This is a genomic window from Saccharothrix lopnurensis, assembly GCF_042658445.1.
Classification (GTDB): Bacteria; Actinomycetota; Actinomycetes; order Mycobacteriales; family Pseudonocardiaceae; genus Actinosynnema; species Actinosynnema lopnurensis.
On record NZ_JBHSQO010000005.1, the window covers coordinates 183,700 to 206,099 of the forward strand.

A 22,400-nucleotide genomic window follows, 5' to 3' on the forward strand; every position below is an offset into this window, starting at 1 on the left:
CCGCGCCGGCGTCGCGGCCTGTCCGGGGGCCCGTGGTCCGCGGCAGGTGGGTCCGAAGGTGTGACGCGGCGCGACCGGCCGTTCGGCTACCCCCGGCGCCAGGTCGTGACCGCGCCCTGGGCGGCCAGCCAGCGCACCGCGTCGTGGCCGTGCGCGGCGATCCCGGCCACCGCGCGGTAGGTCGTCTCCAGTGCCCACTGGGCCCGCTCCGGCCGGATCAGCCCCCGGTCCAGGGCGGCCAGCAGCTCGTCGGTGTCCAGCACGGTCACCCCGCGCCCGGTGCGCACCACCAGGTCCAGGTACAGGTCGACGGTCTTCCACACCGACCCGCTGGAGCTGATCTCCACCACGTCCAGGTACAGGTCGTAGTCGCGCTCGCGGCCCGGGTGCCAGGTCCACCTGGTCACGCGCAGGCCGTGGCCGGGCAGCAGCCACGACTCGGTGTGCGCGATGTCAGGGTGGCCGGGCATCGGCCGGGCCATGTAGAGGCCGTGGGGTGCCAGCCGGTACTCGTCGACGCCGCGCAGGAACCCCTTCGGGTCGGTGTTGCTCTTGGCGTCGAGGTCGAAGTACTCGATCTTCGGCGGGTGGATGTGCATACGGGTCCCGGCGGAGCTCGGCGTCACAGGCCCGACCCTATGCAGCCCGACCCGTAGGACACTCACTTTTATCACCCGAAAGTAGGATGATCGCTTAGTCTGCGGGCATGTTCGGCATCATCCGCCCCTGCCGGAACCGCCTGGGCCCCGAGCTGCGCGAGGCGTGGCTGGCCCACCTGTGCGGCCTGTGCCTGGCGCTGCGCGACGACCACGGCCAGCTGGCGCGCGTGGTCACCAACTACGACGGCCTGGTCATCTCCGCCCTGGTGGAGGCGCAGGCCGGGCGCGCGCGACGGTCCGCCGGGCCGTGCGCGCTGCGCGGTATGCGGTCGGCCGACGTCGCCGTGGGCGCGAGCGCGCGCCTGGCCGCGTCGGTGTCCCTGGTGCTGGCATCGGCCAAGGTCGACGACCACGTGTCCGACCGCGACGGCGCGTTCGCGCACGCCCCGCTGCGGGGCGCGGGCAGGGGGGTGGCCCGGCGCTGGGCGGCCCAGGCCGCGACCACCGGCGCCGACCTCGGGTTCGACACCGCCGTGCTGGTGGACGCCGTGCGGCGGCAGCCCGAGGTCGAGGCGGCGGCCGGGCCGGGGTCGTCGCTGCTCGCCGTGACCGAACCGACCGAGACCGCCGCCGGTGAGGCCACCGCGCAGACCGCGCTGCTGGCCGGGCGGCCCGGGAACGCGGCGCCGCTGCGCGAGGTCGGGCGGCTGTTCGGGCGGCTGGCGCACCTGCTCGACGCGGTGGAGGACCTGGCCGAGGACCGGGCGTCGGGCGCGTGGAACCCGCTGCTCGCGACCGGCACCCCGGTGGCGGAGGCGCGGCGGCTGTGCGACGACGCGGCGCTGGGGATCGAACTCGCCCTGCGCGAGGTGGAGTTCGCCGACGACCGGCTGGTGCACGCGCTGCTGGTGCACGAGGTGCGCGAGTCGGTCCGGCGGGCGTTCGGCGAACCGCACGGCCCCTCGTCCCCGGGCCCCTCGTCCCCGGGCCACTCGGCACACGACGGCTCCTCCCGCGACCACTCACCCCGCGACCACTCACCCCGCGACCACTCACCCCGCGACCACTCACCCCGCGACCACTCGCCCGGGGACCCGCGCGGCCCCGTGCCGCCGTTCGGCGCGCCACCCGGGACCTGCTCGCCGCCTCCCGGCCACGTGCCGCCACCCGGTTACGCGCCCCCCGGCGCGACCGGCCCCGCCGGCCCGCCGCCACCCACCGGTCGCAAACCCCGCAAGGGCGGCGCCGACCCGGTGGGCCCCGGCAGCGGCCTGTGGTCCTGGCCGGAGCTGCGCCGACCGCCGGTCGGCCGGGGGTTCTCCGCGGGCTGCCTGGCGGTGCTGTACCAGTGCGGCACCTGCCAGTACTGCTGCCGCGACCCGCACCCCGGGCCGTGGAGCGGCAAGCGGCGCGAGGCGTGGTGCAACTGCGACTGCGGCCCGGACTGCAACTGCTGCAACTGCTGCGACTGCAACTGCTGACCACGCCCGTTCCCCGCCACCCGCCCCCACCAGGGCGGACGGAAATTGTCAGACCCGAGGCGTACCTTTCTGGACGTGGCATTCCCTACCGAGATCCCGGTCAAGGCGCACTCGTCGCACCGTCCCGTCGGTGACATCCCCCGCACCGACGGGCGGTTCCGCGTGGTCAGCGACTACCAGCCGGCGGGCGACCAGCCCGCGGCGATCGCGGAGCTCGAACAGCGCGTCCGCGCGGGGGAGAAGGACGTCGTCCTGCTCGGCGCCACCGGTACCGGCAAGTCGGCCACCACGGCGTGGCTGGTGGAGAAGCTCCAGCGGCCCACGCTGGTGATGGCGCCCAACAAGACCCTGGCGGCGCAGCTGGCCAACGAGCTGAAGGAGTTCTTCCCCGACAACGCGGTGGAGTACTTCGTCAGCTACTACGACTACTACCAGCCCGAGGCGTACATCCCGCAGACGGACACGTACATCGAGAAGGACTCGTCGATCAACGAGGACGTCGAACGGCTGCGCCACTCGGCCACGATGAGCCTGCTGACCCGGCGCGACGTGATCGTGGTGGCCTCGGTGTCGTGCATCTACGGCCTGGGCACGCCCCAGTCGTACCTCGACCGCTCGATCCTGCTGGAGGTCGGCGGGGAGATCGAGCGCGACCTGCTGCTGCGGGCCCTGGTCGACGTGCAGTACGCGCGCAACGACATCGCGTTCAACCGGGGCACCTTCCGCGTGCGCGGCGACACGGTCGAGATCATCCCGGCGTACGAGGAGCTGGCCATCCGGGTCGAGTTCTTCGGCGACGAGATCGACAAGCTGTACTACCTGCACCCCCTGACCGGCGACGTGGTCAAGGAGGTCGAGGAGCTGCGCATCTTCCCGGCCACCCACTACGTGGCCGGCCCCGAGCGGATGGAGAAGGCCATCCGCAACATCGAGGAGGAGCTGACCGGGCAGCTGGCCAGGATGGAGCGCCAGGGCAAGCTGCTGGAGGCCCAGCGGTTGCGGATGCGCACCACCTACGACATCGAGATGATGCGCCAGGTCGGCTTCTGCTCCGGCATCGAGAACTACTCGCGCCACATCGACGACCGCCCTGCCGGCACCGCGCCCGCCACCCTCATCGACTACTTCCCGGACGACTTCCTGCTGGTGATCGACGAGTCCCACGTGACCGTGCCGCAGATCGGCGGCATGTACGAGGGCGACGCGTCCCGCAAGCGCAACCTCGTCGAACACGGCTTCCGCCTGCCCAGCGCGCTGGACAACCGCCCGCTGACCTGGGAGGAGTTCGCCGACCGGATCGGGCAGACCCTCTACCTGTCCGCGACGCCCGGCCCGTACGAGATGGGGCAGGCCGGCGGCGAGTTCGTCGAGCAGGTCATCCGCCCCACCGGCCTGGTCGACCCGCAGGTCGTGGTCAAGCCGACCGAGGGCCAGATCGACGACCTGGTGCACGAGATCCGCACCCGGACGGAGCGCGACGAGCGCGTCCTGGTCACCACCCTGACCAAGAAGATGTCCGAGGACCTCACCGACTACCTCCTCGAACTCGGCATCCGGGTCCGCTACCTGCACTCGGACATCGACACCCTGCGCCGCGTCGAGCTCCTGCGCCAACTGCGCCTCGGCGAGTACGACGTGCTGATCGGCATCAACCTGCTCCGCGAGGGCCTCGACCTACCCGAGGTGTCGCTGGTGGCGATCCTCGACGCGGACAAGGAGGGCTTCCTCCGCTCCGGCACCAGCCTGATCCAGACGATCGGCCGCGCGGCCCGCAACGTCTCGGGCGAGGTCCACATGTACGCGGACCGGATCACCGACTCCATGCGGCACGCGATCGACGAGACCAACCGCCGCCGGGCCAAGCAGATCGCCTACAACGAGGAGCGGGGCCTCGACCCCCAGCCGCTGCGCAAGAAGATCACCGACATCCTGGAGCAGGTCTACGCCGAGGCGGAGGACGCGGTCGAGCCGGGTGGCTCGGGCCGCAACACGAGCCGGGGCAAGAAGCCGACGGGCGATCCGGGTGCCTCGGGCCGCAGCTCCGGCGTGCTGACCGACCGGGACACCAGCAGCATGGCGCGCTCCGAACTGGCGGACCTGGTGCAGCAGCTGACCGACCAGATGATGAACGCGGCGCGCGAGCTCCGGTTCGAGCTGGCGGGCCGACTGCGCGACGAGATCCAGGACCTGAAGAAGGAACTGCGCGGCATGGACGCGGCGGGGGTGAAGTAGGAGGGGCGTGCCTAACTCGATCGAGTGGTCCCGACGGCCGTGATGTACGGAAACGCCGTTACGCTCATCGGTTGAGAAAGACGGAGCCCCGAGACCACCCAGCAACCCCCGAACCCTCCCGCCGACCCGCCGACCCGCCGACCCGCCACACCCAAGGCCCTGAGCCGGACCGCCACCCGGTGGTCCAGAACAGCCCGCCGCCCAGCGACCCGACACAGACCGCCGCCCGGTGCCCCGGCACGGACCCGCCGCCCGGCGACCCGGCACGAACGGCCGCCTGGTGTTCCGGCACGGACGGCCACGGGTTGGCGGGCACGGGTATGGACCGCCGCCTGGTGGCCTGTGCCGGCCCGAGGCCACAGGTTGCCTGGCGCGGGCCGGCGCCCGATGGTCTGGCACGGACTGTTCCCCAGCGGTTCGGCACGAACTGCCGCCCGGCGGCGTGGCGTGGCCCGCCACGCCGCGCTGACGGCCTCGGCGGCGCGCGAGTCCGCCACCAGCCCACTTCCACGGCACCTAAAGTTGCGCCATGACGCTCGACGAGGTCATCGCCCACTGCCTGGCCAAGCCCGGGGCCGAGGAAACCTATCCCTGGGGCGACGAGGAACTGGTCTGCAAGGTGGGCGGCAAGGCGTTCGCGTTCATCGGGCTGCCCAGCCACACCGTGGGGGTGAAGTGCGGGGCCAACGCCGAGGAGGCCGCCGAGTGGCGGGAGCGCCACCCCGACCACATCACCACCAGCGCTTACGTCGGCCGCTACGGGTGGAACCGGGTGGAGCTGGCGGGGTCGGTCCCGGCTGACGAGGTGCGCGAGCTGCTCGACGCCTCCTACGACGCCGTTGTGGCCAAGTTGCCCAAGGCCAAGCGGCCCTGACCGGCGGCGAGGCCCCAGAAGGCGATAAGGCCCGAGAGGCGGTAGACCCCGGGAAGGCGACAAAGGCCCGAAAGGCGACAAAGGTCCCGGAAGGCGGCAAGGCCCGGAAGGCGAACCAGCCCTGAAAAGCCAAAACGGGGGCGCCGGGTGAGAACCCGGCGCCCCCGTCAAGATCCAGACCTCAGCTCGTGATGTCCTTCCGCGCGAACTTCCGCGCCGCCAACAGCATGAAGAACGCCCCGAAAGCCAACGCCGAGAACGCCCCCCGCGCCATCTGCGACCAGTCCACGTCCGTCGACAGCAGGTCCACCCACGCCAACGCGTAGTGCGTCGGCAGGTAGTCCCGCAGCCCCTCCAGCGCCGTGATCTGGTCCAGGATCTGCGACAGGATCGACGCCAGCACCGCGCCGCCCACCGCACCCAGCGGCGCGTCCGTGGACACCGACAGGTACAGCGCCAACCCGGCCAGCCAGAACAGGTGGATCGAGATGTACACGACCGCCAGCGCCAGGCCGTAGACCCCGGTCCCGAATGACGCGGCCTCGCCCGTGGGCGACACCGCCTCCCCGGCCCCGTACCAGAGCACGCCCACACCCAGCGCCACCGCGGGCAGCAGCACCATCGCGAACACCGACAGCAACCCGGACGCCAGCGCCTTCTGCCGCAGCAGCCGGTGCCTCGGCACGGGCGCCGCCAGCAGGTACTTCAGCGACGACCACGACGCCTCGGACGCGATCGTGTCGCCGAAGAACAGCGCCACGATCATCGGCAGCAGGAAGCTGCCCGACACGAACAGCGTCAGGATCACGAAGTTCACGCCGCTGGCCGTGGCCAGGTCGACGAAACCACCCGACCGCCGGTTCTCCTGCGACTGCCCGACCTCGAACGCCACCACCAGGATGAACGGCAGCAGCACCAGGAACCCCAGCACCAGCTGCGTCCGCCGGCGCCGCAGCTGCCGCGCCAGCTCGACCCGGATGCGCAGGGTCTTCCCGGCCCGGTAACCGGCCTTGGAGCCGTCCGCCGCGACCTCCGACGACTCGGCCGCCGCGGCCGCGGTCAGGTCCGCGATCGCGCCCGGGTCGGTGTGCACCCCGTTGGACGCCCTGCTCGACGGCCCACCCGACGCCCCGCTGGGCGCCCTGCTCGACGTCCCGCCGGAAGTCCCACTCGACGTCCCGCCGGAAGTCCCACTCGACGTCCCGCCGGAAGTCCCGCCGGACGTCCCGTTCCGCGTGCTCATTCGCCCACCAACTCCAGGAACGCGTCTTCCAGCCGCCGTCGCGGACCGGCCTGGTCCACCGCCACGCCCGCGGCCACGAGGGCCTGCAACGCCGATGCCCGGGGCATGCCGTTGAGGCCGGCGTGGACCTGCTCGCCGTCCACGTGCACCTCGTGCACGCCGGACAGGCCGCGCAGCACGGAGGCCGCCTCCTCTGGCCGGTCGACCCGGAAGCTGGCCTCGCCGCCACCCGTCGCGATCTCCTCGACCGGACCGGCCGCGACCAGCGTCCCCTTGTGCATCACCACGACGTGCGAGCAGGTCTGCTCGACCTCGGCGAGCAGGTGGGAGGACACCAGCACGGTGCGCCCCGCCGCCGCGTAGCGGCGCAGCACCTCGCGCATCTGGTGGATCTGGGGCGGGTCGAGCCCGTTGGTCGGCTCGTCGAGCACCAGCAGGTCCGGCAGGCCGAGCATGGCCTGCGCGATCGCCAGCCGCTGCCTCATGCCCTGGCTGTAGGTCCGCACGCGCCGGTGCACCGCGTTGCCCAGGCCCGCGATCTCCAGCGCCTCCTCGACGTGCGCCTGCTCCTCCGGCCGGCCGGTGGCCTCCCAGTACAGCCGCAGGTTGGCCGCGCCGGACAGGTGCGGCAGGAAGCCGGAGCCCTCGACGAACGACCCGATCCGGGACAGCACCGGCGCGCCGGGGTGCACCCGGTGCCCGAACACCCGGATGCCGCCCTCGCTGGGCCGGATCAGGCCCATCAACATGCGCAGCGTGGTGGTCTTGCCCGCGCCGTTCGGCCCGAGCAGGCCCAGCACCTGGCCGTGCTCCACCCGGAACGACAGGTCGCGCACCGCGGTCAGCCCGCCGGGGTAGGACTTGGTCAGGCCCTCGATCACCAGCGGCACGCCCGCCAGCTCCGGGTCGACGTCCGCGGCCAGCCGCCGCCGGAACCACGCGACCACGGTCGCGATCACGCTCGCGATCAGCACGAGCCCGATGCCCCACAGCGCGCCGGTCGGCACGTCGCTGGTCGCGTTCACGCCCGGCACCACCGGCACCGACAGCGCGGGCGAGGCCAGCGACACCCGGTACGCGGCCGGCTGGGTGGCGTTGGCGTAAGCCTGGTCGGTGGTCGACACCACCAGCTGGAACCGGTGGTCGGTCTCCACCGGCCGCACCGCGCCGGGCAGCGTCACGGTCACCTCGACCGGCGTGCCGTCGGCGGGCAGGTTCGCCACCCGCACCGGCGCGACCGCCGAGCCGGGCAGCACCCGGACCCCGTTGGCGTCGGCGTCGTAGAGCTTCGCGAACAGCACCGCGCCCTCGGGCGGCACCGGCTGGCCGGGCACGGCGGCCACGCGCAGCCGCACCGCGGAGGCGCCGGTGACCAGCGTCTGCCCGGTCTGCGGCTCGCTCTGGAACACCGCGGTCTGGCCGGGGAGGTCGAGCGAGAGCCGCGAGGACAGCGAGCTGGACCGCGACACCACCGCCCCGAGGCCGGGCAGGCTGGACACGGCGGCCGGGTTGCCGCCCGCCGGGTTCACCACGAGCTGCTCGCGCCCGGACAGCGGCACGTCCACCCGCTGGACCGGGGCGGAGCCCGCCAGGCCGGGGTAGGCGGGCGCGACGACGTTGCGCAGCGACGGCGAGCCGCTGCTGCGGAACGCGCCGACCACGGTGTACTCGAAGCCGGTGCCGGGGTCCTCGCCCTCGCCGGACAGGTGGAACGCCAGCCAGTCGGCGATCTGCCCGCGCAGCTCCGGCCCCGGCGAGCCGCCGTCGTGGCCGCCGGAGTACCAGACGACCTTGACCTTCGCGCCGTTGGCGGCGATCTGGCGGGCGTTGGCGTCGGCCTGGTCGAGGCCGAACAGGGTGTCCTGCTCGCCCTGCACGATCATGGTCGGCTGGGTGATCCGGCCGGTGACCGCCGCCGGCGACGCGCGGCGCAGCACCTCCAGGGCCTGCGGCCCGGCCCGGCCGGTGGTCGCGACCTCGGTGTAGGCGGCGCACACGTCGGCCTGGAAGCGGCCGCACGCGCCGGTGGCCGGGCCGGTCGGCCGGACGTCGTCCGGCGCGGCGGGCGTCGGCTGGGTCGCCGCGGCGGCCGCGCCGCCCAGGCCCTGGTCGTCGTCCTCCTGGCCGGGCTCGCTCGCCTCCTGGCCCGGGTTGGTGGCGTCGGCGCCGGACAGGCCCGCGGAGAAGAAGATCCCCGCCCACGACCGCTTGAACACGCCGTTGTCGGCGAACGCGCCGGGCGAGGGGGTCGAGGGGTCCACGCCGTCGGCGCGCGCCGAGTTCGGCAGCAGCGCCTGGGCCAGGTCGTTGTAGGTGATGACCGGGGCGATGGTGTCCACCCGCGGGTCCACGCCCGCCAGCGACAGCGCGAGCGCGCCGCCGTAGGAGCCGCCGGTCACGCCGACCCGGGGGTCACCGCCGCCGTCGCGCTCGACCTCCTCGCGGGTGGCCAGCCAGTCGAGCAGCTTCTGGGCGTCGACGACCTCGTGGTCCAGCGAGTTCAGCGCGATCTGCCCGGTGCTGCGGCCGAAGCCGCGCGCCGACCAGGCGAGCACGACGAACCCGCGCTGCGCCAGCTCGGTCGCCTGGACGGCGACGCTCGCCTTGCTGCCGCCGAAGCCGTGCGGGAGCAGGACGGCGGGCGCGGGGGTGCGCTCGGGGAGGTACAGGGTGGTGTCGATCTGCACGGTGCGGTCGCTGCCGGGGCTTTCCGGCACGTCGATCACCGCGTCGCGGGTGCTCACCGGGGGCGGTTCGTCTCCCTGGCGCGTCCAGACCGCGGTGGCGCCCACCAGGGCTACCACGAGGACCAGCGCGGGGAGCGACCACCTGCCGCGGAGGCGGTTGAGGGGGGCCACGCAGTTGACCTTAGGTGTGATTGGCTGAGAACGGGCTGTGAGCACCGCGTCGGACTCTCAGCGTACGCCGGGAGGCAAAACGGACTAACCTGACTTGCGACACGACGCAGTCCGGTGCCGCTGATCACCCCGGGTGGCGCGAACCGGCCGTCATGGGTGAGACTATCCGCAGGTGGAGGGGAGTACTCCCTACACGGTGGTGTCGTCAGCACGGAACCCGGCGCGGGGTTCCCGGTGCCACCGGTCGGCGTCACGTGGAGCCGGCGGAGGAGACCTCCGGTCATTGGCGTGCGCGCTATGCACCGGAGGGTTGTCCCTATGTCTGTTCCCGTGTGGCTGTGGCTCGCCACGATCGCCGGTTTGATCGTGCTGCTCGCGATCGACCTCTTCATCGTCGACCGCAAACCGCACGAGGTCACCATCGGTGAAGCCGGTCGGTGGGTGTCCTTCTACATCGGTATGGCGATCCTGTTCGGGCTGGGCGTCTGGTACTTCGCGGGTGGCACCCCGGCGGGCGAGTTCTTCGCCGGGTACATCACCGAGTACTCGCTCAGCGTGGACAACCTGTTCATCTTCCTGATCATCATGAGCACCTTCAAGGTGCCCGCGATCCACCAGCACAAGGTGCTGCTGATCGGCATCCTGATGGCGCTGGTCATGCGTGGCATCTTCATCGCCGTCGGCGCGGCGGTGATCGCGCAGTTCAGCTGGGTGTTCTACCTGTTCGGCGCGTTCCTCATCTACACCGGCTACAAGCTCGCCTTCACCAACCACGACGACGACGGCGAGGAGTACAAGGAGAACATCGCCACCCGGGTGGTCCGCAAGGTGTACCCGGTGACCGACGGTTACCAGGGCGGCCGGTCGTTCGTGAAGATCGACGGCAAGCGGTTCGTCACGCCGATGTTCATCGTCATCGTCGCGATCGGCACCACCGACCTGCTGTTCGCGCTCGACTCGATCCCGGCGATCTTCGGCCTGACCAAGGAGCCGTTCCTGGTCTTCACCGCCAACGCCTTCGCCCTGATGGGTCTGCGGCAGCTGTACTTCCTGCTCGGCGGTCTGCTGAACAAGCTCGTCTACCTCTCCATCGGCCTGTCGGTCATCCTGGGCTTCATCGGCGTGAAGCTGATCCTGGAGGCGCTGCACACCAACTCGCTGTCGTTCCTCAACGGCGGTGAGCCGCTGCACGTGCCGACCGTGGGCATCGAGGTGTCGCTCTCGGTCATCATCGGCGTGCTGGTCATCACGACGGTCGCGAGCCTGGTCAAGGTCAAGCGGCACCCGGAGGCCGCCAAGCACGTCGGGGCGGGGACCGACCCCGGGAAGTGACGTTCTGTGAGCGTCAAAAACTCGTAAGCCTTGCTAAAGATCCTTGGGGTAACGTGCTGGAGCGTGCGCCCCGATGATCTGCAACAGCTGACCCTCCCCGGCTCCGTGACGGTTCGCGGCGACCTGGTGCTGGTGAACGTGACCACACCGGACGTCGCCGCGAACGCCTACCGGGGCGGGCTGCACCGCGTGCCGCTGGACGGCAGCGGGCCCCGGCGCTGGACGTGGGCGGAACGCGACCTGGCCCCCCGGATCTCCCCGGACGGGCGCTGGGTCGCGTTCCTGCGCGTCGGGGAGCGGGGCGGGGTGCCCCAGCTGCACGTCATGCCCGCGGCCGGCGGCGAGTCCCGCAAGCTCACCGACCTGCGGCTGGGCGCGGGCGCGCCGACCTGGTCGCCGGACTCCCGCCGCCTGGTGTTCACCTCGCGGGTGCCCGAGGCGGGCCGCTACGGCGAGCCCCGGGAGGGCGAGGACGCGGCCCCCGAGCCGGACGCCGAGGCCCCGCGCCACATCACCCGGCTCGACTACCGGATCGACGACGTCGGCTTCGTCGCCGACCGCCGCGCGCGGCTGTTCACCGTCGACGCGCTGGACCCCGACGCCGCGCCGGTGGAGCTGACCGACGGCTCGTTCGCCGTGGCCGAGCCGACCTGGACCGCGGACGGCGAGCGGCTCGTCTTCGTGGCCGAGCGCGACCTCGGCGCGGTCGAGACCCTCGACACCGACCTGTACTCGGTGCCCGCGACCGGCGGCGAGCCGGAGCTGCTGGTCCGGTCCGCGGGCCAGGCGCACTGCCCGGTCGCGCTGCCCGACGGCGGCGTGGTGTTCTACGGGGCCGAGTCCACCGGCGTGCACGCCGTCGCCCGCAACCAGGGCCTGTGGCGGTTCGACGGCGGCGAGCCGGTGCGCCTGACCGACACCGAGACCGTGGACTGCGAGAAGGGCTCCGGCCCGGCCGTGGTCACCGCGTCCGGCGTGCTGGTGGCGGTGCGCCACCGGGGCGCGGTCGAGCTGCGCCGGGTGCCGCCGGACGCCGCGGGCGCGACGCTGGACGAGCTGGAGCTGCTGGCCGGCGAGCGCGGCGAGGTCAGGTCCTTCGCCGCCGACGGCGACGTGGTCGTGGCGGTGGTGAGCACCCCGGACAACACCGGCGAGGTCGTGCTCGTGGGCGGCGGCCCGCTGACCGACCTCGGCTCCGCCGTGCCGCTGCGCCCGGCGGTCGAGCTGACCGGCGCCGCCCCCGACGGCTACCCGGTGCACGGCTGGCTCGTGCTGCCCGAGGGCGAGGGGCCGCACCCGGTGCTGCTGGCCGTGCACGGCGGCCCGTTCATGTACCACGGCTGGGGCTTCTTCGACGAGGCCCAGGTCTACGCCGCGGCCGGGTACGCGGTCGTGCTGCCCAACCCGCGCGGCTCCGCCGGCTACGGCCAGGCGCACGGCCAGGCCGTCATAGGCGCCTTCGGCACGGTCGACGTGGACGACGTCCTCGCGGTGCTCGACCTGGCCCTGGAGCGGCCGGAGCTCGACGCCGGGCGCGTCGGCGTGATGGGCGGCTCCTACGGCGGCTTCATGACCACCTGGCTGGCCGCGCACCACGGCGAGCGGTTCCGCGCGGCCTGGAGCGAGCGCGCGGTCAACGCCTGGGACTCGTTCTCCGGCTCCTCGGACATCGGCTGGTACTTCACCGAGGCGTACTGCGGGCCGGACCCCGCGGCGCACCGGGCGATGAGCCCGCTGACCCACGCCGGGAAGATCACCGTGCCGTTCATGGTCGCGCACTCCGAGCACGACTGGCGCTGCCCGCTGGAGCAGGCCCAGCGGCTGTTCGTGGCGCTGCGCCGCAACGGCGTCGAGGCCGAGATGCTGATCTTCCCGGGCGAGGGCCACGAGCTGACCAGGTCGGGCAAGCCGCGCCACCGGCAGCAGCGCTTCGACCACGTGCTGGCCTGGTGGGCACGCCACTTGGGCTGAAACAGCGGGAAAAGAGGGGCCGACGACCCCCGCGGGCGGCACACTGGGCCTCCCGCGGAGGGAGTCGAGATGGCGGTCCCGTCGAACTGGCCCGCAGGCACCTACCTGGACACGCTCTCACCGGCCGGTCGCACCACCCTGCTCGGCCTCGGCACGCCGAGGACCTTCCGGCGCGGCGAGGTGATGGTGCGCGAGGGCGACCGGTCGGACCACGTCGTGCTCCTGCTCCAGGCGCTGGTGAAGGTGACCCAGGCCCTGGACAACGGCCGCGTCGCGCTGCTCAACATCAAGGTCGGCGGCGACGTGGTCGGCGAGATGGCGTTCCTCAGCGGCGACCCGCGCTCGGCCACGGTGACCGCGTGCCTGGACACGCGGGCGCGGGTCGTCCCGGCCGCGCAGTTCCAGCGCTACCTGGTGGAGTTCCCCGACGCGAACCTCGCCCTCACCCGGATGATCATGAACACGCTGCGCTGGAACCAGCAGCGCCGGGTCGACTTCAACGGCTACCCGGCCTCGGTGCGGCTGGCCCGCGTGCTGGACCACCTCGCCGAGGCGTACGGCAGGCCCGGACCGGGCGGCGTCAGCCTCCGGCTCGGCCTGACCCAGGGCGAGCTGGGGTCGCTGGTCGGCGTCGAGGAGGACACCGCGCGCCGCGAGCTGCGCGCCCTGCGGGACCGGGGCGTGATCAGCATGGGCTACCGGGTGATCACCGTGGTGGACCGGGCCGTGCTGCGCGGGATGGCCTCCTGACCGGACGGGCGACGGGAAACCCGGCCATCGCCCTGTTTCCGCCGGCCCGGTCGCGCGATGCTCGACGGGTGAAGCTGGACACGATGCCCCCGCTCGACGGACTCGTCTACCGCCTGGTGGTCGCCGTGGACGTCGAGGGGTACAGCAAGCTCGACGCCCTGGACCAGTTCCTGGTGCAGTCGAGGCTGGGCGAGGTGCTGGACCTGGCCGCCCAGGACGCGGGACTGGACCGCTCCCACTGGTACCGGCAGGTGCGCGGGGACGGTGAGCTGGCCGTGCTGCCCGCCGACGCCGACACGGCGTGGGTGATCGCCCACTTCACCGAGCGGCTCGCGGCGCACCTGGCCGACCTGCGCCGCGCGGGCACCCCGATGCGGATGCGGGTGGCCATGCACTGCGGCACGCTGACCGCCGGCCGGTTCGGCCTGGTCGGGGACGCGCCCATCGTCACCTGCCGGCTGCTGGACGCCAAGGTGGCCCGCAAGGAGCTGGCCACCACCGGCTCCGACCTGGTGCTGGTCGTCTCGCAACGGCTGTTCGACGACGTGGTCCGCACCCGCTTCCACGACCTCGACCCGTCCCGGTTCCGCGCCACCCGGTTCCGGGCGAAGGGCGTGTCGTACGCGGGCTACCTCTGCCCGGGTCCGCCCAGACGGGGTTGAGCCGAAACCTGGCGAACGGCGCGGTCCTTGCGGCAGGCTCTGGCGGATGCAGTGGACCGTGCGGGCCGCCAGGCCCGACGACGCGCCGGAGATCGCCCGGATCAACGTCGAAGCCTGGCGGCACTCCTACCGGGGCGTCGTCGCCGATCCCGTGCTGGACCGGATGCTGCCGGAGAGCAGGCTGCCGGCGTGGACGAGGGTGCTGCGGTTGCCCGAACCCAGCCGGGTGTTCGTCGCGGTCGAGCCCGGCACCGGGCGCATCGGCGCCTACTGCGCGGTCGACGAGGTCCGGGCGACCACCGACGCGCACCCCGACCTGCACACCGGGCAGCTGGTCGCGATCTACGCCGACCCCCGCTACCACGGCACGGGCGCGGGGCACCTGGTGCACGAGGCGGGCCTGCGGCACCTGCTGGACCAGGGGTTCCGCTACGCGGTCCTGTGGGCGTTCCAGGACCACGCGCACAGCCGGGCGTTCTGCGAGGCCCACGGCTGGCGGCACGACGGGTCGGTGCACCGCGGCGAGCAGCGGCTGCCCGAGGTGCGCTACGGCCGGTTCCTGCCCGTGCCCCGCCGCAACCGGCAGGTAAACCAGGCGTAACCGCCGGTTCGGGGCAGGCCCGCCCGGGGCCCGCTCAGGCCAGGCCGGCTCAGGCCAGGCCCGCTCAGCCCAGGCCCGCTCAGCCCAGCAGCGTGTAGTTCAGCTCCTCGCACGCCCGTGCCAGGGGCAGGTCCAGCCCGGGGTGCTCCAGCGGCAGCAGCACGTCCGGCGAGGCGGGCAGCCCGGTGCCGCCCGGCGGGTCCCACAGGCACACCGCGGGCGCGCCGGAGTCCATCGACGAGCGGTACCACAGCCCGTCCAGCTCGGGGTGGGCCGCCCGGATCGCCCTGGCCCACTGCTGCGTCAGGTGCTTGGGCCCGGAGCTGATCTCCTGCGACGCGCCGACCCGCGTGGGCCACAGGCCCGCCAGGTCGAGCAGCCGCAGGGTGCGGCGGGGGCGCAGCACCACCATGAACGGGCTGCGCGTGCGCCGGTCCACCACCGCGGTGGCCTGGAACACCTCGGCCACGGAGGTGCGCATGGACAGGCCGAAGTACAGCACCCCCTGGTCGTGGGCGTGCGTGAACGAGCCGTCCGGCGACGGCGGTTGGGTGTCGAAGCGCGCGTGGGGCAGCGGTCCGGTGTAGCGGAAGCTGTTCCAGCGCTGCGGGTGCAGGCCCTTGGCGGCGAACACGCGCACCAGGCGGGTGGCGCGGTGCACCGCGACCACGTCCTCGGTGCGGCGCAGGCTCGCCTGGAGCACGGCGGGGGCGGGCGGCTGGGGGAGCCGTGACATCTGCGTCCAGGGATCTCGGGGGCGGGGGGATTCAGGCGGGGGATTCAGGCCGGGGTGCCCAGTTGCGCGGCCAGCGCCGCCACCCGGCGGGGGTCCCCGCCCGCCAGCAGCCACTCCCGCGGCGTGGTGGGCGAACCGTCCACCGGCAGGTCCTCCTGCGCGGTCGTCATGAACCCGGCCACCACCAGCGCGGGCTGGTCGGCGGGCACCGCGGCCAGCACGACCTCCAGGCCGGGCAGCACGCCCGTGCCCGCGAACTGCCACGCGGGCAGCCGCCAGCTGCCGCGGTCCTTCCAGCCGACCAGCCGGCCGACGCCGAGGCGGTGCCGCACGCGGCTGGTGTCCACGCCCAGCTGCCTGGCGGCCTCGGCGACGGTCAGCGCCGAGTCGCGCAGCACGGCGTGCACCACCACGGTGCGCGCCCTGGCCTGGTCGTCGGCGACGCGGTGGGGGCTCAGGTCGAGCCCCACGTCCAGCAGCGCGTCGCGCTGGTCGGGCGGGAAGTAGCTCCCCGGGTCGGGGTGAGGTGGGGCCAGCCGCTTGGCGGCGTCGGCGACGAGGGACAGGAACTCGTCGGGGGTGACCTGAAGGCCGGCCTTCGCCAAGGCCGACGCCAGAGCGGTTGTCATGCGCACAGGGTATCCCGGGCGTGCGCTTTTGTGCGGGGAGATAGCTCGAATGTCGGAAGGTGCGAACGCTGCGCGCACAGGACGGCACACTGCGTGAGCAAAGTGCCCGAAGAGCCCGAACCCGGGCCTCACCCGACCGCTGGGAACCGCGCCCACCGGACCACCGCCGGTGGGACCGGTCAGGCGTCCCCGGTGATCAGCGCGGCCGCGCGCTCGCGGGTCGCCTCGTCCACCTCGCCCAGCCGGAACCCGCGCGAGACGATGTGCTCGACCAGGTCGGGCTCCGGCGGCAGGCCGTGCTTGCGCAGGTAGTGCGGCACCGCGCCGGCCCAGATCCAGGTGCCGTCGGTGCGGAAGTCCAGCGGCACGTCCTGCTCGCCGGGCACGAACTCGTCCACGCCGAGGCCCTGCGCGGTCAGCACCACCGGCGCGCCCTCCAGGTACGTCAGCAGCGCCTCGGCCAGCCGCCGGTCGACCACCTGCCGGTTGACCACCGGGCGGTTCGCCCCGTCGAGCCCGTCGTAGACGTGCGCGGCGCGCAGCCCACCCCCGGGCGCGGGCTCCGGCAGCGGCGGCAGGCCCACCCGCTGCCGCAGCCAGTCGGGAATCCGCTCGTCCTGCCGGGGGAACGCGCGCAGTTCGTCCTGGAAGCCGATCACCGGCGGCGCGTTGCGCCAGCGCGGTTCCTCGTCGGCGTTGAAGTCCACCGAGAACGCCGCGGGGGCCTCGATCCCGTAGACCGCGCTCAACCACGTGCCCCGGTCCGAGCGGTGCATCCCGGCGCGCAGCCGGCCGAACAGCCGCACCACGTCCATCGGCGGCCGCACCGGTCGCCACTGGCCGTCCGGTCCCGCGAACGCGAGGTCCACCTCGACGTGCCGCCCGGCCGCCCGGTACTCCGCCCGCACCCGCTGCCAACCCTGCGGCAGCGCGGGGAGCATGGCGCGGCCGAGGTGCTTGATGAGCCGGGTCTGCTCCTCTTCGGACAGCGGTGCGGCGGGCTCACCCGGCTGGCTCATGCGAAGAACACCCTCTCGGCTCCCCCCGGACACGGTCCGCTGATCCTAACGGCCGGACCAGGGCGCCGGGGCCGAGTCGGGCGACCCGCGACCAGCCCGCTCGCCCCGTCGAACAGGGCGGACGGGGCCCGGTCCCGCACCCGGCGCGGTGGCCGCGGGCGGCGGGACCGGGCGCGCGGCCTAGTTCACCCCGAGCAGGTCCACCACGAAGATCAGCGTCTCGCCGGGCTTGATCACGCCGCCCGCGCCGCGGTCGCCGTACCCCAGGTGCGCCGGGATGACGAGCTTGCGCCGGCCGCCGACCTTCATGCCCGCCACGCCGCGGTCCCAGCCGGCGATGACGCGGCCACCGCCCAGCGGGAAGGAGAACGCCTCGCCGCGGTCCCAGGAGGCGTCGAACTGCTCACCGGTCGAGTGCGCCACGCCGACGTAGTGCACGTGCACGAGCTGACCGGGCGCGGCCTCGGGGCCTTCGCCGACGGTGATGTCCTCGATCACCAGGTCGGCGGGCGCGCTGCCCTCGTACGGCTCGACCACGGGCTTGCTCGGGGCCATTGTCGCTCTCCCTGTGTTTCGCGCCGCGTCCGGTCGGACGCGGTCGGGACCTACTCAATCACGTGGGCGCGCGGGCGGCCGACCGGCCCGCCGGCCACCGCGCAACCATTCCGCCGCGCCGTTCCGTCCTGGGGTCATGACGCGAAAGTCCTGGGGAGGGCGGGCCGCGCTGCTCGCCGGCGCGGCGCTGGTGGCGGGGGTGAGCGCGGCCTCGGCCGTGCCCGGCGCGCAGGGGGGTCCGCCGGTCGAGGCGGTGCCGGTCGACCTGGTGGCGTTCGACACGTGCGACACCGCGCTGGCCGGGCTGCGCCGCGCGATCGCGCCCCACGTCGGCGCGTACGGCCTGGGCGGGGGGTACTTCGCCGCGCAGGACGGCGGGGTGGCCGCCGACGCGAGGGCGGGGGCCTCGCCACCGGTCGCCGCCCAACAGGGGGCGACCCGGCGGGAGGCCGCCGCGGTGCCCGACGCCGTGCCCCGGGAGCCCGGCGCCCCCGGTCATTCGAGCACCAACGCGCACGAGGCCGGCGTGGACGAACCGGACCTGGTCAAGACCGACGGCGAGCGCGTCGTCACGGTGGCCGACGGCAGGCTGCGGGTGGTCGACGCGGCCGACCGGCGGGTCACCGCCACCCTCGACCTGCCCGGCGGCCACGCCTCCCAGTTGCTGCTGCACGGCGACCGGGCACTCGTGGTCGGCTCACCGGCGATGGCGATGCCGGGGTGGGGCGTCACGGACCTGCCCGCCACCGACCCCGTCGGGCAGGGCTCCTCGATCACCCTGGTCGACCTCGCGGGGCAGGCCCGGGTGCTGGGCTCGCTGACCGTCACGGGCCGGTTCGTCGACGCCCGGCAGACCGGTGACGTGGTGCGCGTGGTGACGCACTCCGCGCCCCGCCTCGGGTGGGTGTACCCGACGGACGGCGGGGAGGTGGCGCGGTCGCTGATCCGGAACCGGGAGATCGCGGCGACCGCGCCGATCGAGGCGTGGCTGCCGCGCTACGAGCTGACCGGCGCCGACGGGGCCCGCACGGAGGGCCCGCTGGTGGCCTGCGACCGGCTCAGCCACCCGGTCGAGCACCCGGCCACGTCGGTGCTGTCGGTGCTCACCTTCGACTTCCCCGGCGAGCTGGGTTCCGGCGACGCGGTGGCGATCACCGCCGACGGCGACACCGTCTACGGCACCGGCGCGTCCCTCTACGTGGCCGACGACCACCGGCTGCGGCCGTCGGCGCGCGGCGCGGCCACCGCGTTCCCGACCACCGCGATCCACCAGTTCGACACCTCCCGGCCCGGCCCGCCCGAGCACGTCGCGTCCGGTGAGGTCCCCGGCGCGCTGCTCAACCAGTACGCGCTGTCCGAGCACGACGGGCACCTGCGCGTCGCCACCACGACGTCCGAACCGGGGCCCGTGGCCCGCAACTCCGCGCCGCGCGAGGTCGCCACGCAGAGCTCGGTGACCGTGCTCCGGCGCGCGGGCAAGGCGTTCGAGCAGGTCGGCAAGCTCGACGGGCTCGGCGTGGGCGAGCAGATCTACAGCGTGCGGTTCGCCGGCCCGGTCGGCTACGTGGTCACCTTCCGGCAGGTCGACCCGCTCTACACGCTGGACCTGTCCGACCCGGCGGACCCGCGCCGGGTCGGCGAGCTGAAGATCACCGGCTACTCGGCCTACCTGCACCCGGCGGGCGACGGGCGGTTGATCGGCGTCGGCCAGGAGGCCACCGCGCGCGGGCGGACCACCGGCACACAGGTCTCCCTGTTCGACGTGTCCGACCCGGCCGCGCCCGCCAAGGTCGCGGGCCACCACCTGCCGGGCGCGTACTCGGAGGTCGAGTTCGACCCGCACGCGTTCCTGTTCTGGGACGACCTGGTGGTCCTGCCGGTGGTCGACGAGCGGACCAGCGGCCTGCTGGTGCTGCGGCTGGACGGCGCCGGGTTCTCCCCGCTGGGCACGGTTCGGCACGGGGGCGCGGACGTCGACCCCGGTCCCCGGCGGGCGCTGGTGATCGGCGAGGAGCTGTGGACGGTGTCCGCGGCGGGCGCGGGCGTCCACGGCCTCGCCGACCTCGGTCAGCGGGCGTGGGTGCCGTTCACCTGAGCTGGTCGTGCAGCAGGCGGTGCGCCAGCACCGTGCCGCCCGCCATCGCCGCCGGCAGCACCACCAGGGCGGCCAGCGGCACCAGGCACAGCAGGTAGGCGGGCACGGCGAAGCCGAGCGTCACCGCCCGCCGCCTGCGCAGCACCTGCCTGCGCACCTTGAGGTCCAGGCCGCGCCGGGTGAACGGGATCGCGGTCAGCTCGATGCTCAGCAGCGTGGCGTTCACGCACACCGCGAGCACCGGCACCACCGTCTGCCCCAGCACCGGGATGAACCCGGCGATGAACAGCGGGACCGCGCACAGCACGGCCAGTCCCACCAGCAGCAGCCCGTCCCGCGCGCCCATCGCGGCCGACCGCAGCCACGTCACCTGCTCGGCCTCGGGCACGCCGCCGAGGTGCCGGTCCTCGACGGTCTCCGCGATGTGCTCGTAGAAGGGGCCGCCGATGATCAGCGTGATGGCGGTGAACAGCAGCAGCCCGACGGCCACGAACGCGCCGATCACGCCGAACCCGGCGGCGAACCGGGTGACCGCCCGCACCGTCTCGTTCCAGTCGTCGGCGAACGGCGTGAGCCAGGCGGCGATGTCGTCGACCCACACCGCGAGCCCGACCAGGCCACCGATCAGCAGCACCGTGGTGAGCAGCGCCGGGATCGCCCCGATCAGCAACAGCTTGGGCGACCGGAACACCAGCCCGAACCCCTGGCCGAGCAACCCCACACCGGTCGAGAAGTCCCGCAGCGCCCTCATCACGGCCGGGAGCATAGCCGCGCGGACCGGGCGGGAGGGACGTACCGGACCGGACTCCCGGTGTGCGGAGCCTCACCGCCGGGCGACGGGGCCGGGTCCTGGGGCAGGGTCGCGGGGCCGGCTGCCGGGGCGGGGCGTCGGGGCCGGGTCGCGTTCCGGCCGGGGCCGGGACTCCCGCAACGGCGGTGTGCCGGGCCGGGGAGCGGTGCCAGGATTCGGGATCTGCCCGTGGGAGGGGTCGACCATGCCACCGCACCACGACGGCCCGACCGCCGGCCGCCCCGCACCGACCCGCACCCCGGGACCGCTGCCGCCGCTGCCGCCGTCGCTGTGGGAGAGCCGCGAGGTCCGGCAGGCGGTGCGGGACCAGGCCCCGGGAGCCGTGGTGGCGGCGGCCCGGCGCGCGCACGGGCTGCGCCAGGACGAGCTGGGCGCGCTCGCCGGGTTCTCCCAGTCGGCCGTCTCCCGGTTGGAGTCGGGCAGCGACATCGCCTTCGACCTGCGCGTGCTGCGCCCGCTCCAACGGCTGCTGGGCATCCCGGCCGCCCTGCTGGGCCTGGCCGACGAGGGCGCCGTGCCGGACGCCGGGCCCGCGCGGCGGGTCCCGCCGGGGTTCGCCGACGCGCTCGACGGCTGGTCGGCGCGGACGCCGACGCGCTGAGGGCGTCGACCGGCCCGGGGTGTCCGCTGACCGCACGCGTATGCGTCTGCCGCATACGGGGGCTCCGATTCGGCATCGGCCCGGGGGCGCGGTCGCCGCGCCGTCCCAGGATGGCGGGGTGACCGACGCGGGTCCCACGAGGGGAGTTGGTGGTTGACGTGAACGGCTCCCAGCGGGCCGAGGAGCCCGTGCTCCTCGTGCGCAGGCGCGGCGGCCCGACCGACGGGTGGGGGAACGGCTGCCACCTCGTGCCGCTGCCCGACGGCACCCGCTCCGCGCTGGTGGCGCTGTGCGGCGAGCGGATCGACGTCGGCACAGCGGAGCTGCTGCCCGAACCGGACGGCGTGCCCTGCGTGGCCTGCCTGGTGATCGGGGTCCCGATCGCGGGCGACTGACGTGGAAGGGCCCCGGACCGGTGCGGTCCGGGGCCCTGTCCGGCCGCAGGGGTCAGCGGCGCCGGCGGAAGCTGAGGGAACGCGCGCCGGAGCCCACACCCGCCAGGTGCAGGGCGACGCAGAGCAGGCCGGCGAAGAGCAGCGCGCCGCTGTCCATCACGCCGAGCGAGGCGCCGGCGAGGTCCAGCAGGAACGCCAGGCCGAAGATGACCGCGGCGATGATCGCAAGCACGTGAGCCTCCCGGGGAGAGTTGTCGACCCCGAATTACCCGGCCCCAACCGCGCCGAAGCAGGCATTCGGACCAATTTGGAGCCCCGGGGTTGCGGCCGGTGGCCCTGCTCCGGGCGGCTCGTGGCGGTTCCGGCCGATCGGGTCGGTGCTCCCCCCCGGCGCGGCCCCGATCAGCCCCCGGTCAACCTCGGCACGCCGTCGCCCGAGGCGGCCCAGGCCACCAGCCCGGCCACGTCCACCCCGTGCGGCGGTTCCTCGCGGTAGGGCTCGATGTTGCGGGCGCCGCGGGTCAGCAGCGCCGAGGCCCCGGACGGGTTGCCGCGCGCGGCGTGCGTCAGGCCGACGGCCAGTTGCGCCAGGCCGCGCCAGAGCTCGCGCTCCGGTTCGGGCGCCACCTTCCAGGCGTCCTCCAGCACCTCGTGGGCGTGGAACGGGCGGCCGGTGTCGAGCAGCCGCTGGGCCTCGGCCAGGGCTTCGGCGGGCGGGCGCGGCACGCCCTCGGGTTGGCGCTCCACCCCGGGATCGCCGTAGGGCAGGGGGCGGCCGAGGCCGTCGCGCGGTCGCGCGTTGCGGGCCCGGCCCTGCTCGTCCCGGTCGCGCGGGCTGGTCGACATGCCTTGATCGTGGCACGAACCCGGCCCGAGCGGGGAACGGCGCGGCCGGGGAACGCGGAAGTCCACTTCGGACCGCCCGGTGGAAGGTCCGAAGTGGACGACGCGATCGG

The 22,400-nt window shown here is 74.0% G+C and carries 21 protein-coding genes; 11 read left to right on the top strand and 10 right to left on the bottom strand.

Features of this window, described 5'->3' with window-relative positions:
* Positions 1–86: 86 nt before the first annotated feature.
* The gene (locus ACFP3R_RS07500) at positions 87–599 is read right to left on the bottom strand and encodes a ribonuclease FAU-1 family protein (RefSeq protein ID WP_380634242.1); all 513 of its coding nucleotides are present in this window, start codon (positions 597–599) and stop codon (positions 87–89) included.
* Between the two features lie 107 nt (positions 600–706).
* On the opposite strand from ACFP3R_RS07500, the gene ACFP3R_RS07505 reads away from it, so the two are divergent.
* The 3 genes from ACFP3R_RS07505 to ACFP3R_RS07515 all read left to right on the top strand — a co-directional run bounded on the left by ACFP3R_RS07505 (position 707) and on the right by ACFP3R_RS07515 (position 5,186).
* Positions 707–2,080, top strand: coding sequence for a DUF5685 family protein (locus ACFP3R_RS07505; protein WP_380634090.1), 1,374 nt, complete (start codon positions 707–709; stop codon positions 2,078–2,080).
* Between the two features lie 75 nt (positions 2,081–2,155).
* Positions 2,156–4,312 (top strand): excinuclease ABC subunit UvrB, encoded by a 2,157-nt coding sequence (gene uvrB / locus ACFP3R_RS07510; protein WP_380634093.1) that lies wholly within the window; start codon positions 2,156–2,158, stop codon positions 4,310–4,312.
* A 529-nt stretch (positions 4,313–4,841) separates the two neighbouring features.
* A complete protein-coding gene (locus ACFP3R_RS07515) occupies positions 4,842–5,186 on the top strand; it encodes an MmcQ/YjbR family DNA-binding protein (RefSeq protein ID WP_380634096.1) in 345 nt (114 codons plus the stop codon).
* A 181-nt stretch (positions 5,187–5,367) separates the two neighbouring features.
* Here the strand turns inward: ACFP3R_RS07515 and ACFP3R_RS07520 are convergent, their stop codons facing one another.
* Both ACFP3R_RS07520 and ACFP3R_RS07525 read right to left on the bottom strand, forming a co-directional pair.
* The gene (locus ACFP3R_RS07520; protein WP_380634097.1) at positions 5,368–6,279 is read right to left on the bottom strand and encodes an ABC transporter permease; all 912 of its coding nucleotides are present in this window, start codon (positions 6,277–6,279) and stop codon (positions 5,368–5,370) included.
* Positions 6,280–6,425: 146 nt separating this feature from the next.
* Complete coding sequence (locus tag ACFP3R_RS07525; protein WP_380634100.1) at positions 6,426–9,287, bottom strand: alpha/beta fold hydrolase; 2,862 nt, start codon at positions 9,285–9,287, stop codon at positions 6,426–6,428.
* A gap of 318 nt (positions 9,288–9,605) precedes the next feature.
* Between ACFP3R_RS07525 and ACFP3R_RS07530 the strand changes: the two genes are divergently transcribed.
* From ACFP3R_RS07530 to ACFP3R_RS07550, 5 genes are all read left to right on the top strand, one after another.
* Entirely contained in the window at positions 9,606–10,619 is a 1,014-nt protein-coding gene (locus ACFP3R_RS07530; protein WP_380634102.1) for a TerC family protein, read from the top strand.
* A gap of 63 nt (positions 10,620–10,682) precedes the next feature.
* Positions 10,683–12,590, top strand: a complete 1,908-nt coding sequence (locus ACFP3R_RS07535) for a S9 family peptidase (RefSeq protein WP_380634104.1) — start codon at positions 10,683–10,685, stop codon at positions 12,588–12,590.
* Between the two features lie 69 nt (positions 12,591–12,659).
* Positions 12,660–13,340, top strand: coding sequence for a Crp/Fnr family transcriptional regulator (locus ACFP3R_RS07540; protein WP_380634105.1), 681 nt, complete (start codon positions 12,660–12,662; stop codon positions 13,338–13,340).
* Positions 13,341–13,408: 68 nt separating this feature from the next.
* Positions 13,409–14,002, top strand: a complete 594-nt coding sequence (locus ACFP3R_RS07545) for a hypothetical protein (protein WP_380634107.1) — start codon at positions 13,409–13,411, stop codon at positions 14,000–14,002.
* Positions 14,003–14,048: 46 nt separating this feature from the next.
* Complete coding sequence (locus ACFP3R_RS07550; protein ID WP_380634108.1) at positions 14,049–14,603, top strand: GNAT family N-acetyltransferase; 555 nt, start codon at positions 14,049–14,051, stop codon at positions 14,601–14,603.
* 79 nt (positions 14,604–14,682) lie between these two features.
* On the opposite strand, the gene ACFP3R_RS07555 is transcribed toward ACFP3R_RS07550, so the two are convergent.
* The 4 genes from ACFP3R_RS07555 to ACFP3R_RS07570 form a co-directional block, all read right to left on the bottom strand.
* Positions 14,683–15,339 carry an RES family NAD+ phosphorylase gene (locus ACFP3R_RS07555; RefSeq protein ID WP_380634110.1) on the bottom strand — a complete coding sequence of 219 codons (657 nt, stop codon included), beginning with the start codon at positions 15,337–15,339 and terminating at the stop codon, positions 14,683–14,685.
* A 44-nt stretch (positions 15,340–15,383) separates the two neighbouring features.
* On the bottom strand, positions 15,384–15,968 hold the full coding sequence (locus ACFP3R_RS07560; RefSeq protein ID WP_380634112.1) for a DNA-binding protein: 585 nt from the start codon (positions 15,966–15,968) through the stop codon (positions 15,384–15,386).
* 179 nt (positions 15,969–16,147) lie between these two features.
* Positions 16,148–16,987: a hypothetical protein gene (locus ACFP3R_RS07565; protein WP_380634115.1), complete on the bottom strand. Its 840-nt coding sequence runs from the start codon at positions 16,985–16,987 to the stop codon at positions 16,148–16,150.
* A 180-nt stretch (positions 16,988–17,167) separates the two neighbouring features.
* A complete protein-coding gene (locus ACFP3R_RS07570) occupies positions 17,168–17,542 on the bottom strand; it encodes an FKBP-type peptidyl-prolyl cis-trans isomerase (protein ID WP_380634118.1) in 375 nt (124 codons plus the stop codon).
* Positions 17,543–17,678: 136 nt separating this feature from the next.
* Between ACFP3R_RS07570 and ACFP3R_RS07575 the strand changes: the two genes are divergently transcribed.
* Complete coding sequence (locus ACFP3R_RS07575; RefSeq protein ID WP_380634120.1) at positions 17,679–19,637, top strand: beta-propeller domain-containing protein; 1,959 nt, start codon at positions 17,679–17,681, stop codon at positions 19,635–19,637.
* Here ACFP3R_RS07575 and ACFP3R_RS07580 read toward each other — a convergent pair.
* Positions 19,630–20,388 carry an EI24 domain-containing protein gene (locus tag ACFP3R_RS07580; protein WP_380634244.1) on the bottom strand — a complete coding sequence of 253 codons (759 nt, stop codon included), beginning with the start codon at positions 20,386–20,388 and terminating at the stop codon, positions 19,630–19,632. The genes ACFP3R_RS07575 and ACFP3R_RS07580 overlap by 8 nt on opposite strands.
* A gap of 244 nt (positions 20,389–20,632) precedes the next feature.
* Here ACFP3R_RS07580 and ACFP3R_RS07585 point away from each other — a divergent pair, with 244 nt between their 5' ends.
* Positions 20,633–21,049 (top strand): helix-turn-helix domain-containing protein, encoded by a 417-nt coding sequence (locus ACFP3R_RS07585; protein ID WP_380634123.1) that lies wholly within the window; start codon positions 20,633–20,635, stop codon positions 21,047–21,049.
* A gap of 149 nt (positions 21,050–21,198) precedes the next feature.
* The gene (locus tag ACFP3R_RS07590; protein ID WP_380634125.1) at positions 21,199–21,444 is read left to right on the top strand and encodes a hypothetical protein; all 246 of its coding nucleotides are present in this window, start codon (positions 21,199–21,201) and stop codon (positions 21,442–21,444) included.
* A gap of 52 nt (positions 21,445–21,496) precedes the next feature.
* Here the strand turns inward: ACFP3R_RS07590 and ACFP3R_RS07595 are convergent, their stop codons facing one another.
* Together ACFP3R_RS07595 and ACFP3R_RS07600 are read right to left on the bottom strand one after the other, a co-directional pair.
* Positions 21,497–21,676, bottom strand: coding sequence for a hypothetical protein (locus ACFP3R_RS07595; RefSeq protein WP_380634126.1), 180 nt, complete (start codon positions 21,674–21,676; stop codon positions 21,497–21,499).
* 170 nt (positions 21,677–21,846) lie between these two features.
* Positions 21,847–22,290 carry a DUF309 domain-containing protein gene (locus ACFP3R_RS07600; protein ID WP_380634128.1) on the bottom strand — a complete coding sequence of 148 codons (444 nt, stop codon included), beginning with the start codon at positions 22,288–22,290 and terminating at the stop codon, positions 21,847–21,849.
* Positions 22,291–22,400: the final 110 nt, after the last annotated feature.

Excerpts from the sequence above, each read along its gene's own strand:
- ACFP3R_RS07500 (WP_380634242.1), bottom strand. The coding sequence starts at position 599 with ATGCACATCCACCCGCCGAAGATCGAGTACTTCGACCTCGACGCCAAG.
- ACFP3R_RS07505 (WP_380634090.1), top strand. The coding sequence starts at position 707 with ATGTTCGGCATCATCCGCCCCTGCCGGAACCGCCTGGGCCCCGAGCTG.
- ACFP3R_RS07515 (WP_380634096.1), top strand. The coding sequence starts at position 4,842 with ATGACGCTCGACGAGGTCATCGCCCACTGCCTGGCCAAGCCCGGGGCC.
- ACFP3R_RS07530 (WP_380634102.1), top strand. The coding sequence starts at position 9,606 with ATGTCTGTTCCCGTGTGGCTGTGGCTCGCCACGATCGCCGGTTTGATC.
- ACFP3R_RS07540 (WP_380634105.1), top strand. The coding sequence starts at position 12,660 with ATGGCGGTCCCGTCGAACTGGCCCGCAGGCACCTACCTGGACACGCTC.
- ACFP3R_RS07550 (WP_380634108.1), top strand. The coding sequence starts at position 14,049 with ATGCAGTGGACCGTGCGGGCCGCCAGGCCCGACGACGCGCCGGAGATC.
- ACFP3R_RS07555 (WP_380634110.1), bottom strand. The coding sequence starts at position 15,339 with ATGTCACGGCTCCCCCAGCCGCCCGCCCCCGCCGTGCTCCAGGCGAGC.
- ACFP3R_RS07560 (WP_380634112.1), bottom strand. The coding sequence starts at position 15,968 with ATGACAACCGCTCTGGCGTCGGCCTTGGCGAAGGCCGGCCTTCAGGTC.
- ACFP3R_RS07565 (WP_380634115.1), bottom strand. The coding sequence starts at position 16,987 with ATGAGCCAGCCGGGTGAGCCCGCCGCACCGCTGTCCGAAGAGGAGCAG.
- ACFP3R_RS07570 (WP_380634118.1), bottom strand. The coding sequence starts at position 17,542 with ATGGCCCCGAGCAAGCCCGTGGTCGAGCCGTACGAGGGCAGCGCGCCC.
- ACFP3R_RS07575 (WP_380634120.1), top strand. The coding sequence starts at position 17,679 with ATGACGCGAAAGTCCTGGGGAGGGCGGGCCGCGCTGCTCGCCGGCGCG.
- ACFP3R_RS07580 (WP_380634244.1), bottom strand. The coding sequence starts at position 20,388 with ATGAGGGCGCTGCGGGACTTCTCGACCGGTGTGGGGTTGCTCGGCCAG.
- ACFP3R_RS07585 (WP_380634123.1), top strand. The coding sequence starts at position 20,633 with ATGCCACCGCACCACGACGGCCCGACCGCCGGCCGCCCCGCACCGACC.
- ACFP3R_RS07600 (WP_380634128.1), bottom strand. The coding sequence starts at position 22,290 with ATGTCGACCAGCCCGCGCGACCGGGACGAGCAGGGCCGGGCCCGCAAC.